The organism is Sphingobacterium griseoflavum, from assembly GCF_014653155.1.
Classification (GTDB): Bacteria; Bacteroidota; Bacteroidia; order Sphingobacteriales; family Sphingobacteriaceae; genus Sphingobacterium; species Sphingobacterium griseoflavum.
The window spans coordinates 1-15,944 of sequence record NZ_BNAF01000017.1 but is presented as its reverse complement, the minus strand read 5'-3'; the positions used below and the strand labels follow the sequence as shown (position 1 = coordinate 15,944).

Annotated in this window: 11 protein-coding genes; 9 read left to right on the top strand and 2 right to left on the bottom strand. The window is 44.1% G+C overall.

Annotated features, from left to right (window positions below):
* Window positions 1–6: 6 nt before the first annotated feature.
* Together IE165_RS17355 and dnaG are read right to left on the bottom strand one after the other, a co-directional pair.
* Window positions 7–363, bottom strand: coding sequence for a YraN family protein (locus IE165_RS17355; protein WP_189627921.1), 357 nt, complete (start codon window positions 361–363; stop codon window positions 7–9).
* 3 nt (window positions 364–366) lie between these two features.
* Window positions 367–2,358, bottom strand: a complete 1,992-nt coding sequence (dnaG, locus tag IE165_RS17350) for a DNA primase (RefSeq protein ID WP_189627920.1) — start codon at window positions 2,356–2,358, stop codon at window positions 367–369.
* A gap of 328 nt (window positions 2,359–2,686) precedes the next feature.
* Between dnaG and IE165_RS17345 the strand changes: the two genes are divergently transcribed.
* The 9 genes from IE165_RS17345 to IE165_RS17305 all read left to right on the top strand — a co-directional run bounded on the left by IE165_RS17345 (window position 2,687) and on the right by IE165_RS17305 (window position 15,739).
* Entirely contained in the window at window positions 2,687–6,115 is a 3,429-nt protein-coding gene (locus tag IE165_RS17345; protein WP_189627919.1) for a SusC/RagA family TonB-linked outer membrane protein, read from the top strand.
* Between the two features lie 46 nt (window positions 6,116–6,161).
* Complete coding sequence (locus tag IE165_RS17340; protein ID WP_189627918.1) at window positions 6,162–7,643, top strand: RagB/SusD family nutrient uptake outer membrane protein; 1,482 nt, start codon at window positions 6,162–6,164, stop codon at window positions 7,641–7,643.
* Window positions 7,644–7,681: 38 nt separating this feature from the next.
* Window positions 7,682–8,539, top strand: a complete 858-nt coding sequence (locus IE165_RS17335) for a DUF4843 domain-containing protein (RefSeq protein ID WP_189627917.1) — start codon at window positions 7,682–7,684, stop codon at window positions 8,537–8,539.
* Between the two features lie 70 nt (window positions 8,540–8,609).
* Window positions 8,610–10,097 (top strand): PKD-like family lipoprotein, encoded by a 1,488-nt coding sequence (locus tag IE165_RS17330; RefSeq protein WP_189627916.1) that lies wholly within the window; start codon window positions 8,610–8,612, stop codon window positions 10,095–10,097.
* A gap of 15 nt (window positions 10,098–10,112) precedes the next feature.
* A complete protein-coding gene (locus IE165_RS17325) occupies window positions 10,113–11,291 on the top strand; it encodes a TlpA family protein disulfide reductase (RefSeq protein ID WP_189627915.1) in 1,179 nt (392 codons plus the stop codon).
* 14 nt (window positions 11,292–11,305) lie between these two features.
* A complete protein-coding gene (locus IE165_RS17320; RefSeq protein ID WP_189627914.1) occupies window positions 11,306–12,484 on the top strand; it encodes a TlpA disulfide reductase family protein in 1,179 nt (392 codons plus the stop codon).
* Between the two features lie 23 nt (window positions 12,485–12,507).
* Window positions 12,508–13,773, top strand: coding sequence for a TlpA disulfide reductase family protein (locus tag IE165_RS17315; protein ID WP_189627913.1), 1,266 nt, complete (start codon window positions 12,508–12,510; stop codon window positions 13,771–13,773).
* A gap of 340 nt (window positions 13,774–14,113) precedes the next feature.
* Complete coding sequence (locus tag IE165_RS17310) at window positions 14,114–14,626, top strand: RNA polymerase sigma factor (RefSeq protein ID WP_189627912.1); 513 nt, start codon at window positions 14,114–14,116, stop codon at window positions 14,624–14,626.
* 51 nt (window positions 14,627–14,677) lie between these two features.
* Window positions 14,678–15,739 (top strand): FecR family protein, encoded by a 1,062-nt coding sequence (locus IE165_RS17305; RefSeq protein ID WP_189627911.1) that lies wholly within the window; start codon window positions 14,678–14,680, stop codon window positions 15,737–15,739.
* Window positions 15,740–15,944 lie beyond the last annotated feature (205 nt).

Below are 15,944 nucleotides of genomic sequence, written 5' to 3'. Positions count from 1 at the left end.
GTATATCTAATTACTCCAAAAAGCATCTTTAATTAATTCAATATGGTTCTTTTGCCCTAAATATACGGAAACGATATCAAAACGAATCTCTCCTTCATGTCCAGAAACGTGGAGGTAAGCATCCGCCGCGCGGATGATCAATTGTTGCTTTCTGATGTCCACGAAAGAGTCAGGCTCTCCAAAAAGGGTAGATGTCCGCGACTTGACTTCCACAAAAACCAGCGTATCTCCATCTTTTGCGATAATATCGATCTCACAATACCTGTCCCGCCAGTTGGTCGTTACCGTCACATACCCCTGGCTCCGCAGATAATCTGCCGCTAATAATTCACCCCTTTTGCCATCTTCTAAATGTTTTGCCATACCTTATCTGACTACAATATTTCCCAAAAATGTCCCGAGCAGCTTTTCGGCTTCTTTTAGCTTTTGGTATCTAGAAAGCAAAATCTCTAAATCTTCGGCGGTGCCCCCCGTTTTAAGTTCATCTCTGATCTTGACCATTTCGCGCTCCACTTTGCGCTTTTTAATCCGGTAAACGGCTTGGATAGTTAGCTCTTTTAAGTGTTCCCGTTCTTGGGTGACGTAGATCTTCCGCTTGTCATCATTCCAATTGGGACTAAGCTCATAGGGTGTGGAGACGCAGGTTATAGCTAGATCCTGCACATCCTTATCGGGATGGGAAAAGAAAAATTTAGCTTCAGGAATCTCGAAATCTTCGGCCTTTTTTTTAAACACATCAACAATAAATGCACTGGGCTTATCTTCAAAACTGATATCGTCGAGCGCGTTCAGCAATAGCGGGGCTACAGGCACGTCTCCGTCGCCCTCCCAAGTGGCGAGTTCAGCGCCATAGTTCAACAGTATCCGTACAATTTCTCGTTCTTGCAAAGTTTCCGCCGTAATGACTTTGGGGCTTTCTACCGGTGGAAGGCCTATTTCAGATCGCTCCTGTTCTGTCAAAAAGAAATCCGCAGGCGGCATATCAAGGGCCGGAATATCCCTTCCGGATGACGGCTTTGGTTGCGCATGTTCCTTCCGCTCTTGCGTCTTCGCCTTTTGCAGCCGCATTTTATTCAGTTCTGTCAAAAGAACGCGCTCTTCAATTTCCAAAAGACGCGAGCATTGCTGGATAAATACGGACACCTTTATCTCATCAGGTATAAGGGCAATGCTTTGCACGACCTCCCTGATGACTTCAGCTCGCTTGATGGGATCGCCACCTGTATCCTTTAATAGGATATTCGTCTTATAAAAGATAAAATCCTCTTGATGCTTATCGATGTATTCTTTGAAGGCTGAAGATCCAAAATTCTGGACATAGGAGTCAGGATCATTGCCGTCCGGAAAAAGAAGTACTTTAACGTTGAGGCCTTCTTCCAACAGCATATCGGTACCGCGAAGCGATGCTTTTATCCCCGCCGCATCGCCGTCGTAAAGAATAACAACATTTTTGGTAAAACGAGAAATTAAACGAATCTGTCCTGTCGTCAAGGACGTGCCCGACGAGGATACGACATGCTCTACGCCTGCTTGGTGCATAGAAATCACATCTGCATAACCTTCCACGAGATAGCAGGTATCGTTGTCCATAATGGCTTTCTTCGCGAAATTTAAGCCATACAACACATCAGATTTATGGTATATCTCACTTTCGGGAGAGTTCACGTACTTTGGAACGGATTTTTCGGTTTTTAGTGTTCGGCCACCAAAACCAATAATTCGGCCTGTCAGGTTATGAATAGGGAAAATGACTCTCCCCCGAAAACGGTCATAGACTCGACCATCGTCACGCTCGATGGAAAGGCCGATCTCCTTCAAATAATCTTGATGAAATCCCGCAGCAACAGCCGCGTCGGAAAGGACAGTCCACTGATCAGGCGAATAGCCCAAATCGAATTTTTTAATGATTTCTTCGCGGTATCCACGTTCCTTAAAATAGGATAGTCCAATCGATTGCCCTACTTCCGTATTCCACAATTGCTCTTTGAAAAATTTGCCGGCCCAGCTACTTAGTACATAGAGGCTTTCCCGCTTATCTTGCGCGGCAAGCTGCGCGGGCGACCGTTGTACCTCTTCGATTGGGATACTGTATTTGTCTGCGAGGTAGCGAATCGCTTCCGGATAGGAATACTTTTCCAGTTCCATCACAAATTTGAGCGAATCACCACCAACACCACAGCCAAAACATTTGTATATACCTTTGGCGACGGAAACGTGAAAAGACGGCGTTTTCTCATTATGGAAAGGACAATTACCGATGAGTGATGTTCCGCGCTTTCTTAAGTCCACAAAATCGCCCACGACCTCTTCAATACGAGCCGCATCCAATACCTTCTCAATGGTCTCTTTTGCAATCATAAACTACTCTTTATCGCCTCCCGATATATAATTCCTTTGAAATGCCACGACTAATTTAGCAGCAAGTTACACAGATCGGCAATAAAATGCAAAAGCAAAAACCTTTATCGAAGATGAGATTGTACATGCTGCGACGACCATGCTGTGCCCCGCATGTGGGATCTTCCCTGGAAGACAGAAAGCCGCATTTATTACCGAACGAAAATTTTTTAAAAAAATACCGAAGCATCGTACCCTTTTTGATGATCCGCTCGTACTATACATAAAATGATCATTCATCATTTTGTAGAAGTTACAATAACTAACTGACTAACCAACTTAAAAGGTAATGAAAGAAAAAAGAACGAAGCTACTGCTACTCCTTGGCTTTTTATTTTACGTATACGGAAGTTTGGCACAAGGGCAACAAGTTTCCATGGACTACAAGAATGAACCGCTCTCCAATGTCTTCAAACGGATAGAGAAAGCTTCGGGCGTAAAAATCCAATTTGCTTATTCAACTATCGCCAACTACAAAGTGAGCGGCCATATACACAAAAAAAGTGCGTTAGAAGCTGTACAGCAAGTTATCGAGGGCTTTCCGCTCACGTTCAGCGTCAAGGGAGATGGAAAATACATCGTCATTACCCCCACCAGGGAAAAAGCCAAAACGCAGTCCGATAGCGACCAAAAGCAATCTAAAGAGCAAGTGATGCTGTATGGCATCGTAATGGATGAGACCAACATGCCCTTACAGGGCGTGACGGTAGCTATTGCGAATAATGGCCCTACCGCGCTGACCAATGCAAGAGGCGAATTTTCCATTCCGGTAGAAAAGGGCGTCAACCTGATCTTTTCATCTGTGGGTTTTGATAAAAAAGAAGTGGTATACCTGGAGAAGAACAACATCAAAGTGTTTATGTCTCCCAGCGCAAACAAGATCGAGGATGTCATTGTCACTGGTATTTTTGATCGTCCAAAAGAAAGTTTTACCGGCGCAGTAACCACAGTTTCTGCAGAAGAGCTAAAGCGCTTTGCCCCCCAAAATCCTTTAATGGCTTTGCAACTATTGGATCCATCTTTCCAAATGCCGCCCAACTTGGAGGCTGGCGGAAATCCAAATGTCTTGCCGGAAATCAGATTAAGGGGACAGAACAATTTTCCGATACAACAAGGCCGTACCAATGCAACCTTAACAGCGCTGTACGGAGACAATCCCAATGCTCCGTTATTTATTATGGATGGGTTCGAGATTCCACTACAAACGTTGATCGATATGGATATGAACCGCATAGCACGTATTTCCATCCTTAAAGACGCTTCGGCAACCGCGATATATGGCTCCAGAGGCTCCAATGGTGTGGTGGTTATCGAGACGATCCGGCCAAAACCAGGAACGATACAGATTGGCTATACAGGAAATATCGGATTCGCCATCCCTGACCTGAGCTCGTATAACTTGATGACTGCAAGGGAAAAGTATGAATTAGAGAGGATTGCTGGGCTTTACAACGTGCGGAATACAGGAGCTTCCGTTCCGTATCAATTAACCAATCAAGCGATTATCGACAACATCTATAGCGAAGTTGTGCGAGGTGTGGATACGTATTGGCTTTCCCAGCCTTTACAGACCGCTATCTCGCAGTCTCATACCTTAAATATTATGGGTGGAGACCAAGCTTTTCGTTATTCCTTGATAGGCGGTTATAAAACCACCCCTGGTGTGATGATAGGCAACAGTAGACGCTCGTTAAACGGCGCGATAAATCTGCAGTATGTAACGAAAAAATTGACCGTTGGTAATAATTTGGAACATTACTCCACGAGAGGAACAGAGTCTCCATACGGCAGTTTTTCACGGTTCACGAGACTAAACCCATTTTTGACGCCTTACGATGCTAATGGCAACCTCGTTCGTTTTCTTGGCGATTTTAAAAATACTTGGGGTAGTGAACAGTTCCGTTTGGATGCGCTCACACCATTCCATTATCGACAGGAAAATCCGCTATATGCTGCCAGTTTAGATCCGGTCAAATATGACACGGATAGCCGATGGATCAACAACACCCAAATTCGATGGAACGTGACCAGCAATTTTTTTCTCTCAGGCCGATTTTCCTATACCATTAGCAATCGCGAATCCCATGACTTTAGTCCCAGCAGCTTGCCGCGTTTTGATGGGTTGCCCTTTGGACAACGTGGACAATATAGCTTAAACCTTCTCAAAAGTGATCTATGGGACGCCGATGTTCAAGGAAATTTTACGCAACAATTTGGCAAGCATCTTTTTTTCCTCTCCGCGAGCGGCTATCTGCGAAGCAATAATGACATTGGATATTTTCAGCAGGCGACAGGTTTCTCCAACGAGAATATGCGCAACTTCATATTTGCCAGTCAGTATGCACCTGGTTTTCGTCCCCAGGGCTCTCAGGCCACCGTCAGACAGGCCACCTTGCGAGGCAATGCGAATTATAGCTACGACAACCGCTATCTCGTAGATTTCTCTTATTCCACAGATGGCTCTTCTCAATTTGGGGCCAATCGGCGTTACAATACCTTTTGGTCATTGGGTGCACGGTGGAATTTACACCAAGAACATTTTCTGAAAGATAATCCGGCTATCAATAGACTTCAAATTCGAGGAAGTATAGGGCCTACTGGCGGACAAAATTTCCCTCCTTATCAGGGGATCACGACGTTTGTTTATGATATTGGCAATCCTTATCATGGTCTTCTTTCATCCAATGTTGCCAACTACGGCGATCCGAATCTCCAATGGCAAAGTACTTTTAAACAAAATCTGGGGTTGGATATGACGTTCTTCCGGGATCGCGTCAATATAACCGTGGATGTCTTCAAAGACAAAGTCACCAATATGCTGATGGAAATCAGCAGACCCCCTTCGGTGGGATTTGATCGGTACAGCACGAATTTAGGAGGCATGGAAAATTCGGGTTGGGAACTCAGTACGAATGTCGCGATTGTACGAAACCTGCAACGCAATATTACTTGGAACATCGGCTTTAACACGATGCAGTTGCGCAATAAGATCACGAGCCTAACGCAGATCCCCGGTGTCACGGTCCCCATAGACAATCGTGGCATTCCGAATCCTCAAAACAGGGTGCAAGAGCTACAGGTTCGTAATAATTCTCGCTATGTCGTCGGTGGTTCCATGGATGATATCTGGGCAATCCCCAGTGGCGGCATCGACCCTGTCACAGGTTATGAGCTTTTCATCATGCCGAACGGAGAATACACCTATTCGGCATCGAACGCCTTTGAGCAGCCGCTCGGAACAGCGCAACCTAAATTTTTAGGAAGCTTTATGACAAATTTCCAGTACAAGGACTGGACATTTTCCGCTGCGGCATCTTACCGTACCGGCGCACGCGTCTTTAATGTAAACCTACGAGACCGTATTGAGTTTACCGATGTGCTTCCGTTATATCAGAATCTTGATAGACGTGTAGCAACGGACCGGTGGATTAACCCCGGCGACGTGAAGCCGTTTTTAGACCTTCGGAGTCGTCCTGTGTATCGCGCTTCTTCCCGGTTCCTACAAACCGAACGTATGCTACAAATGCAGTCCATCTCGCTGGCGTACCGGATACCAAATGCAGTGACATGGCTCAAACGACTTAGGATGTCGAATACGATGCTCTCCCTATACTGGAACACACCGTTCGTAATAACTTCTTTAGAAAGCGAGCAACGGGGGCTGAACACCCCTTTTCAACGAAGTTTCAGCTTACAGCTTTCTACCACCCTCTTTTAAGACAATGCATTTCAAAATGGACCCAAACGATAATAATCAAGCAACCATGGCAAAAATAAACACAACATCACCCCTCCTTCACCGGAGACAGAAAAATCCACAGCAGCTTTTCGGGATGGCTGTCGTCTGCATACTTTTTTTGACGCTGTGCGCTGCGTGCAGTAAATGGTTGGATGTTCGTCCCGTTACCGAAGTTCCGGAAGAAACCATGTATGCAAGTGAGCAAGGATTTTTTGAAGTATTATCGGGCACTTACGTACAAATGGGAAGGCCGCAGCTCTATGGTAAAGAATTGACATTTGGACTGCTGGATGCCCTTGCACAACGCTACACAGCGGGTAGTGCTCGACAAATGTACACCGTGATTATGGGTACGCCGACAGGGGCTTATGATTATGAAGCCCAAGGTAGCCGGGCAACCTATATCGATCCGGTATGGCAGGGGCTGTACCGGATCATCGGTAATACCAATAATTTGCTGGCAAATATCGACCAAAGAAAGGGTATTTTCAGTGAAAACCACTATAACAACGTGAAAGGACAAGCCTTAGGTCTGCGTGCATTTTTACATTTCGATTTATTGCGGCTTTTTGCCCCTAGTCCGCAGACAGCCGGTGAGCAGACATTCATTCCCTATGTACGCACCTATGATCCAGTAAGCAGCCCAAAATTAACGGTAACATCAACGATAGCAAACTGCTTGCAGGATCTTGACGAAGCACAGCGCTTATTGGCTGTGGACAAAGATATGCGTGAAAATGCTGCGGATCGCTTTTTGACTTTCACCCGAAACAGGTTCAACTATTATGCTGTGTTGGGACTAAAGGCACGCATATACATGTACAATGGTCAATTGGATAGTGCCTATTCGTATGCGCGTAAGGTGATAGAGGCAGTTCCTGCACAGTTTAGATTCACCACGAAAGAGCGCGTAGTGAACGGCGATCGTACGTTTGTCAGTGAGCATCTGTTTTCCCTTCGGATACAAAATATGCGGAATATTTACAACGATGTGTTTGCGAACGCCGGATTCATCCGACTGACCGTAACGGAATCTGCTCTGCAAAGAATATATGAGGAAAAGACAGCGGATTTTCGCTATATAGATCATTGGCGATCAAGCGGTGCAGGGATATCCTTTATGAAACTTTCCCAAGACGGTTTGGCAGACACCTCTCGTTTTGCGGCACAGATGCCCTTGTTACGCCTTTCCGAAATGTACTACATCGCTGCAGAGAGCTCCACAAATATAGATTCCGCAACCTATTTCTTGAACCAAGTACGTGCACATCGCGGTATGGTCACAGGTCCGCAAGATGAGTTGCGCGGATTGAACCAACAGCAGCTTGCCCAAGAGGTTCAAAAAGAATATTTGAAAGAGTTTTATGGAGAGGGGCAATTATTTTACTTCTATAAGCGCTTGGGATACCCTTTTATTCCAGGATTAACGCCAGATGACGCTTCTATTCCGGCAACGTCCTCTGTCTATACTTGGCCTATACCGTTTGCCGAGTTGCAAGGAAGGTAGGGCGGAATAATTCGTTCAGCAACGAAAATATCAAGGACATGAAAACATACATACACTCAATTTTTCACCTTTCTTTTGCCATATTATTGCAAGGATGTGGAAAGGAAACGGTACAAACATTTGACCACGAAAGTGGCATTTATATGCGGTCAAGCGCACTTTATCCAAGAATCCTGCCAGAGCAGGTGAAGCAAGAAACGCAACAGGACATTCGGTACAATTTTGCCTTTGGACAGGATTCCACCCGTACACACAACATTCATATTCCCGTCAAGACGGTGGGCTTCTTATCCAACGAGATAAGGCCAGTCGCTGTCCGAATTGTGGATGAGGATGCCGCAACCACAGCTATTGAAGGGACGGATTTCCGCTTGCTACCGACAGTTATTGGTGCCAATCAGTTCGAAGGAAACATTCAGGTCGTACTGCTTCGCAACCCTCGGATTGCTCAAGAAGAGAAGCAGGTTACTGTCGAATTGATGACCAATGCTTTCTTCCCACGATATCTGTATTTAGATTCCGTTAACGTGTACAAAAGGGCTAAGATTACGTTTGTCGATATTTTTAGAAAGCCCGATGAATGGGACGGCATATTTTCTGGAAGCACCTTCTTCGCCGGCTATGGTTTGGGCCGTCAATTTGGCCCATACAGCGAGGCCAAATTCAGGTTGGTGATCGACGTCTTTGGCACCGCGATAATCATACCCTTTACACGAGCCCGCACCCTCATCAATAATCCCGTAAAGCCTCCTGGCTATTTTTCCGAAGACCAATGGAGGAACCTCATCATCGTCCTGCAGCAGCGCTTGATCGATTTTGAGGCTGCAAATGGCGAACCGATGCGTGACGAAAACGGAGATGTCATCCGCATTCCAGACTTCAATGTCATCTTCTAAAATCAGTGGAAATTGACAACTAAAAGCAAATCAAACGATGAAAAATATAACATTAGTTTACTGGCTCTGTATGATAAGTAGTTGCTTAACAATTACTGGGTGCTACAAAGATCTAGGCAATTATGACTACGAGGTATTAAATAAGTTTGCATTATCCAATCTATCGCAACAGATCGTGGTACAGGGCGACACCTTGAGACTGAACCCAACGCTTGAGGAAGATATTCCAGATTCCACCCGATTCGATTACAAATGGACATTTGAGTTGAATCGTGAGCAGATTGCTAAAATGTCCTTGGATTCCAACGCGATCATCATCGGCAGAAAAAAGGAACTGCTTTACGTTATTCCGATTAACATCCCTGCAGATACCTACATCCTAAAAGCCGAGGCCGTAGACCGAAACACCGGTATCCGAAAATTCACGACGACCTCGGTGCAAATCACGGTGCGCTATCAAAGGGGCTATATGCTTTTAGAAGAAACTGACCAAGGGGGTGATATTTCGCTCGTGGTCAATAAGGGTCTGGTATATCGTCATGTTTTTAGTGAAAATAATGAAGGGAAATACCTTCCCACACCGTTAAATCGGCTACTCACAGCCAATGCACTGATGGACAGAAGAAATAAAAAAATTCTATTTGTATCTGCAGCAGGTTTTAATAAGGAATTGGATGAGCAAAGTTTCCGCGTTATCCGGGATATAAACGACATATTTATTGCTCCCTACGGAAAGCCCTTAGTACCCATGTATCTGGAAGCGTTAAGCAACCGAACTTTGTACTCGGCTTTTGTTTGGGACAATGGTCTAATTTCAAATGTAGTAACAGGAAGCACCAATGTGTTGGCGGCAACATACGACTATCCTTTAGCCGGCGACTATAAGCTAGCGCCTTTTTTGGCACATTTTGGTGGAAGGGGTTTTATCGGGTTTGATGAAAAAAACGGACGCTTCCTAAGCTTCGACAATTGGCGGTCTACCTCCGGAATTACCATGTCTACTTTTTTAAATGTACCCACAACGGTGTTTGATATCAATAACATCAAGAAAAAAATGATCTATGGATCCAACATATTTCAGGACCGCTATTTTGTGGGCTTATTTAAAGATGTGTCGGGGAGATTGTCGATGTACGAACTCGATTTCACAGATATTCGAAACAAGGGTGCGCAACCCATCAGAACATATACCATCGATTTGACAAAAGTACCGCACATTGACAAGGCAAGCTGCTTTACTGCATCATACCTTTTACCTTTCTTGTATTATGCAGTAGATAACACCCTTTACCTTTTTGATGTACATAACCATAAAGCCGACCCAATTTACAGTTTCCAACCAGGCGAACGTATTACAACACTGGAATGGGCGAATAAAGAGGGTACGCGACAAATTGCTATCTCCACGTACAACGGCTCGGAAGGGAAGTTTTACGTCTTTTTACCGAGTGGTTCCGGTAGTCTGGAATTGCCTGCCCAAATCCAAGAAGGTGGATTCGGAAAAATTATACATACACATATCAAATTCAGTTCAGCCTCTCCTAATCCTAGGGGATAATAGTTTTAGAACAGCATGTATAGAACAAAAAGAAAATGGAATACGGGACACTTAACGGTTGTACTTTTGCTCGTTGCATTGAATGTCCACAGCCAAGATGTTATTTTCAAAGGAAATACTGGATCGAATAAGTATGACGGTTATTCGGTTATACTATACCACTACGACCGATCAGAAAAAGCAGTACAGGCGGAAGGAAAAATCCACGATGGAAAATTCGAAATCAGCGCTCCATATTACGGGCCCGGGGAATACCTGTTTCAAAATGGGTATGAATTGGCACTGAAAAGACGTCCTCCCGCTTTTGCAATTTTGGTCGATAAACCTGGGGAAGTAATAATTGATGCTAATATGGAAGCGTTAAACAAATCGATAACATCGGGAAGTGCGCCACAATTGGTAAAAGCAGAATTCGAACAGGCTTTAGAAAAGAAAAAGGGAACTTTCTGGAAACAGATGCGCAGAAAATATGGATCGGCTATGGTCGATGATCCCGAGACTTATGAACAGGATGCCAAATTTCCAGAATTTGTCCAGGAGTGGCAAAATTTCGAAAAGCAGGAAGCGCCAAAAATTAAAGGTGCCATCTTGCTGAGCTTTGCCAAACGCTACCCCAATTCCATGGCCATACCTAGATTGGCCAACGATCACACGTTGGGTGCAGATATGCAGCAACAGATCTATTCACTTTTGGGTACCGAAAACCAGTTGAGCCGCTATGGGAAAAAGCTTCTTGCTGCCGTACGCACAACCCGCATGTCGGCCGAAGGCACAAAACTTCCAAACTTCTCCCTTCCCCGTGCAGATGGAACGTCTGTTAGCCTAGACGAAATGTTGCAAGGGAAACGATATTTGCTTATCGACTTTTGGGCAAGTTGGTGCGCGCCCTGTCGTGCAGAATTTCCGGGAATGAAAGCCCTTTATAGCCGATATAAAGATAGGGGATTTGAAATATGGGGTATTTCAACAGATAATTCCAAAGAGAAATGGCTTGCGGCGCTCGAGCAGGAACGGCCAGACTGGCCACAAACATGGGAAGGAGGCATACCTCCGGATAAGAAAGCGTCCGGCAATTTCTTTTATGTCCCTTATCTACCAAGTACATACCTTTTAGATGCCCAAGGAAAGATCGTAGCGCGCGATTTAAGAGGGCAAGAACTGGAAAAGAAACTCAGTAATCTTTTTAACAAATAAAACCTTTTATGAAAATGAATAGTATACACGTAAAAAAATGGATCAGCCTGTCTCTTGTTTTGATCCTGATCGGTCTTGCCTGGCGGCAAGACAACACACAATTGATCTACGAGGGCAAGTTGGACGGACTCCAAGATGGCGATAAGCTGTACTTGGAAACCTACCTCCCGATTCCGGGAAACGTTTACAAGAAGAAAGACTCTATTTCTGTAAAAAACGGTTACTTCCGATTCGTCATCGAAAAGGCCGAACCGGCATACTACACCCTACAACATGGCACTAAAAAAATTATGAGGAATGTGTTGGGACCTGGCTTGTTCAAGATCTCTGGTGATATAGCTCTGTCAGAAAATATAACTATTGACGACAGCAAAAATGTTGTATCCGCTGATTATGGAAGATACCTGACAGAGATCAATGAGCCGATTTCACAAAAACAAGCAGCATTGCAAAAAGCCTTAAATGCTACTAAAGAGGCGTACGCTATGCCGTCTGAACAAAACAGGGAAGCCGCCATAAAAAAGGTAGAGGCAAATTTATTACATAGCAGACAGGAATATATCGACGCGAACCTTCAATACCATAGGCAGTGGTTTGAGCGATACCCGAACAGCCACGTAAATGCACTGATTATAAAAAATTTGGTGGCCGATGAAACTTTTCCGGTCGAGGTTGCCGCACCATGGCTTGAAGCCCTATCCCAACAGGATCAGGAAACAAAAGCAGGACAGTATGCTTCCCAGCGGATAAAATTGTTATCTGCACTCGCCGACGGTAAGGTAGCGCCTAATTTTACATTACCCGACAGCAATGGTAAACCCATTGCATTAGTAGATCTTCGTGGCCAATATGTACTCTTGGATTTCTGGGCTAGCTGGTGTGGACCGTGCCGCGCCGAAAACCCAAATGTCCTGGCAGCCTATAATCACTACAAAGCTAAAAATGTAGGATTTACGGTGTTAGGGGTGTCTTTGGATAACAATCGGGACAAATGGCTGAAAGCCGTAAAAGAAGATAATATGCCTTGGATACACGTTTCGGATTTGAAAGGGTCTGCTACGCCAACTGCCGCCTTGTATAACATCAGAGGGATCCCAGATAATTACCTGATTGATCCAAGTGGGGTCATTATAGCACGCAACCTTCGGGGAGAAGCGCTTCATAGAAAATTAGCCGAGGTGATTGGAAATTAAATGACTTAACATAATTAAATAGAATGAAAGCTTATTTTTCCCACAAGCTGCGATTATATGGCCTGGTCTTTATCGCGGCGACGTTCTTTGGCAAGCGGGATGCATTGTCGCAGACCAATCTAGGGTTCACCCTTCACGGAAAGATCACTGGTATTCCGGATGAACAGCAAGTGTATTTGACCCATCATCTTGATGTTAGAGATCCTAGCAAAGCGGTGGACAGTAGCCGAATAAAGGACGGGGCATTTACGTTGTCTGGAAATCTGCACTACCCAGAATTGTACACCGTAGTCATAAAAAAACCAGGTGCGAGCCTAGAAAATCGACAGGCAAAAGATCGCTTCGATTACGTATTACCGGTTTTTCTAACCGAAGGTACTATCAAGATCGAAGCAGACGCCAAGCCAAACATGACGTATCTTGAATATTCAAATTCAAAGAAATACCCTTACGATGAAGTAAAAGTAGAAGGCTCTGCTCCACATATAGCATACATGGATTTTTTAAGCGGCTATAAGCCGCTTATCGAACGCCGGTCTTCAGCCGTAGATAGGTATATCAAATTCCTGAATTCAAAAGAAAAAACTGCACCGGGCCATATCGCAAATGGTATCAGTTTCGTGAATCGGATTGATGAAGCAGATAGTATCTCGAAGATGTATCTACAGGCGTTCACTGAAAGCCGCCGATCGGATCCCGTAGGTGTACATGTGGCTCAAACATATTACCTCAAACGTGCCAATAATTTGGAAATAGCAGATTTTATCATGCAAATACCAGTAGACTTTGCTAAAACCGACGTTGGTAAAGCTTTAGTTTCGTATTGTAAGAAAGTAAAAGAAAGCGCTATCGGGTCGACTTTTATCGACTTTGCATTTAAAGACCACGAAGGTAGGCCTATTAAGCTTTCTGATAAGGTCGGCAAAGGAAAGTATGTCTTGTTGGAATTTTGGGCGAGCTGGTGTGGCCCCTGCCGATCAGATATTCCGCATCTCAAAGAAGTCTACGACCTTTATCATCCCGTTGGGTTCGAAATTATAAGTATTTCCATGGATAGCAAGAAAGACCTTTGGCTGAAAGCACTCGAACAGGAAGAAATGCCGTGGCTTCAGGTTTCTGATTTGCAGGCTTTCGACGGTCCGTTGTCGGATAGCTACCGCTTTAATGCTATCCCATTTTGTATGTTGATAGACCCTCAAGGAAAAATCGTGTCCCGCAATATGCGCGGATCATGGATGGACCGTAGGTTAATTTCGCTCTACGGTAACCGATTCAACGATGAAAGCTAGATGCCCTAAAAAGATCCGGCAATTCTAGCACGACCAAATTATCGGGAGACAACCTTATCACCCAAAGAGCATAGCGCTTTTTGGGTGTTTATTCTTGTGCAGACCAGGTGTAAGTGACTTGCAAAACACGGAAGACCTGCTGTGTGCTCCAACTTTTTACCATACGTTTTCAGAAATGTACGGAAGCAGGGCTAACGATTCACTTCCGCAAAAAGGTATGGCATCGCCACTCGTGAAACCGTTAAAAGTCTATTTGATAATTGAAAAAATATTTTGATATTGAAGTATATTTAATAATAAATACCACCACTGCGATCACTTAAATTAACATTGTGTTGATATGTTTAAAAAGCTTGTTAAGCGAAAGACATTTGACTCCATATTTCGTGAAAATTACACATACCTTTATAGATATGCTCTACATATCATAGGAGACGAGGAAGAAAGCCGAGATATCGTATCGGCTGTTTTCGAAGGATTGTGGAAGAATTTTGATCAAGTGGACGAACAACGTGTGAAACCCTATTTGATGGTGAGTATCCGCAATCGCTGCGTCGACTTCATGCGTAAGAACACGCTACAACATCAATACACGTCGGAATATTTACATACGCTTTCCGACTACTACGATGAACTAGGCGAACAGACAGCACAAGAAGATTTGGTTGATGCTATGTTGAATCAGCTACCCGAGCCCGGTAGACAGATTTTAGAAATGTGCTATCTTCAAAGGATGAAGTACGCGGAGGTTGCCGCAGCACTGGGAATAAGTCGGGACACGGTAAAAAAACATATGGTTAGAGCTTTAAAAATACTTAGAGCAGTGTATAGCAAAAAAAAGTATGATATTTAGCAATACCCTTTTTAACCGCGAGAACGTACTATAACTATAAGGAACTGTATAATGAAAGATTGGCAAAACGATGAAAACCCTCATTCTGAAGAGTTCAGCAAGGAAAAGATTATTATTCGTGAGCATTTCACGAGGAAATTCGGCCATCCTGAGGTCGAAAATGAGCTAGATAAATTCCACAACAAGAGACGTTTATCAGCTCATAAAATGCCAAAAGTATGGATAGGTGCCGCAGCTACCTTACTTTTAGCTATTTCCACCTACCTCTTCACGCTGCCTACTGAACGGACTGCTTCCGAACACAGGAAATTAGTATATAGCGAACGATCGGTTAATTCAGATGTATTGCTTCAATCTGGGGATCGAGATGCTGTGGTTGTAGGGAATAAAAACAATTATCCGCAAGTAGACAAGGAAACGTATCCGCAATTGTTGACCGGTGGTTTATCCTACTTGCATGTGAAAGACCGCGTCATATCGAAGGAAATTATAACCGTCCCTAGCGGGAAGATCTTCAAAATAGTTTTGCAAGATGGCACCGAGGTCTGGCTGAATGCCCAAACAAAATTTACCTTTCCCAATCGCTTTGACGAAGGAGCTCGTCGCGTAGAGCTAGAGGGGGAAGCATATTTTCGGGTAAGTAAAGATCCGCAAAGACCGTTTATAGTGAAAGCCAATAATTTGGAAACCAGTGTCATCGGAACAGAGTTTAACATTAAAAATGGATACGATAAACAATCGTCGGTAACATTATTGAAAGGAAAAGTGCAGGTGACAAATACCTTAAACGCAGAAAGCGAATTACTGGCTCCTGGCGATGAATTGATCAGTAGACCAGGTGTACCCCTGAAAATTCATAAAATAGATACAGACGATTATTACTCGTGGCATGAAGGCTATTTTCACTTTGATGACGTAGCCTTTTCAGAGGTGCTACGAGAAATAGGACGTTGGTATAATCTGGACGTTATTTTTGAAAATCCGAAAGCCAAGGGGGTGAAATTAAGGTTTACTGCTGACAGGGACGAAGACAAGAATGTTATTATTGAGCTTCTAAATGATCTGAATATGGCGAAAATAGCTATAGAGGGAACCAGCATTGTAGTCCGGTAACGTATTGATTGATCTTTCCGTATGTTCATACGATTCCATGCTGATGTTATGCGGTATCTATCTGCTGTTTAAATAGTGTCAAATAACAGCCTGCAAAGCGTAAAGTCAATGCGAGCTTTAAGAAAGCACCTTGCGGATAAAAAAGAAAAGCCCCTCCAGTTTCCTGAAGGGGCTTCGTTTAAAATTAGGCACCGACCTACTCTCC

Coding starts and splice junctions, on each gene's coding strand:
- IE165_RS17355 (WP_189627921.1), bottom strand. CDS start 363: ATGGCAAAACATTTAGAAGATGGCAAAAGGGGTGAATTATTAGCGGCA.
- dnaG (WP_189627920.1), bottom strand. CDS start 2,358: ATGATTGCAAAAGAGACCATTGAGAAGGTATTGGATGCGGCTCGTATT.
- IE165_RS17345 (WP_189627919.1), top strand. CDS start 2,687: ATGAAAGAAAAAAGAACGAAGCTACTGCTACTCCTTGGCTTTTTATTT.
- IE165_RS17340 (WP_189627918.1), top strand. CDS start 6,162: ATGGCAAAAATAAACACAACATCACCCCTCCTTCACCGGAGACAGAAA.
- IE165_RS17335 (WP_189627917.1), top strand. CDS start 7,682: ATGAAAACATACATACACTCAATTTTTCACCTTTCTTTTGCCATATTA.
- IE165_RS17330 (WP_189627916.1), top strand. CDS start 8,610: ATGATAAGTAGTTGCTTAACAATTACTGGGTGCTACAAAGATCTAGGC.
- IE165_RS17325 (WP_189627915.1), top strand. CDS start 10,113: ATGTATAGAACAAAAAGAAAATGGAATACGGGACACTTAACGGTTGTA.
- IE165_RS17320 (WP_189627914.1), top strand. CDS start 11,306: ATGAATAGTATACACGTAAAAAAATGGATCAGCCTGTCTCTTGTTTTG.
- IE165_RS17315 (WP_189627913.1), top strand. CDS start 12,508: ATGAAAGCTTATTTTTCCCACAAGCTGCGATTATATGGCCTGGTCTTT.
- IE165_RS17310 (WP_189627912.1), top strand. CDS start 14,114: ATGTTTAAAAAGCTTGTTAAGCGAAAGACATTTGACTCCATATTTCGT.
- IE165_RS17305 (WP_189627911.1), top strand. CDS start 14,678: ATGAAAGATTGGCAAAACGATGAAAACCCTCATTCTGAAGAGTTCAGC.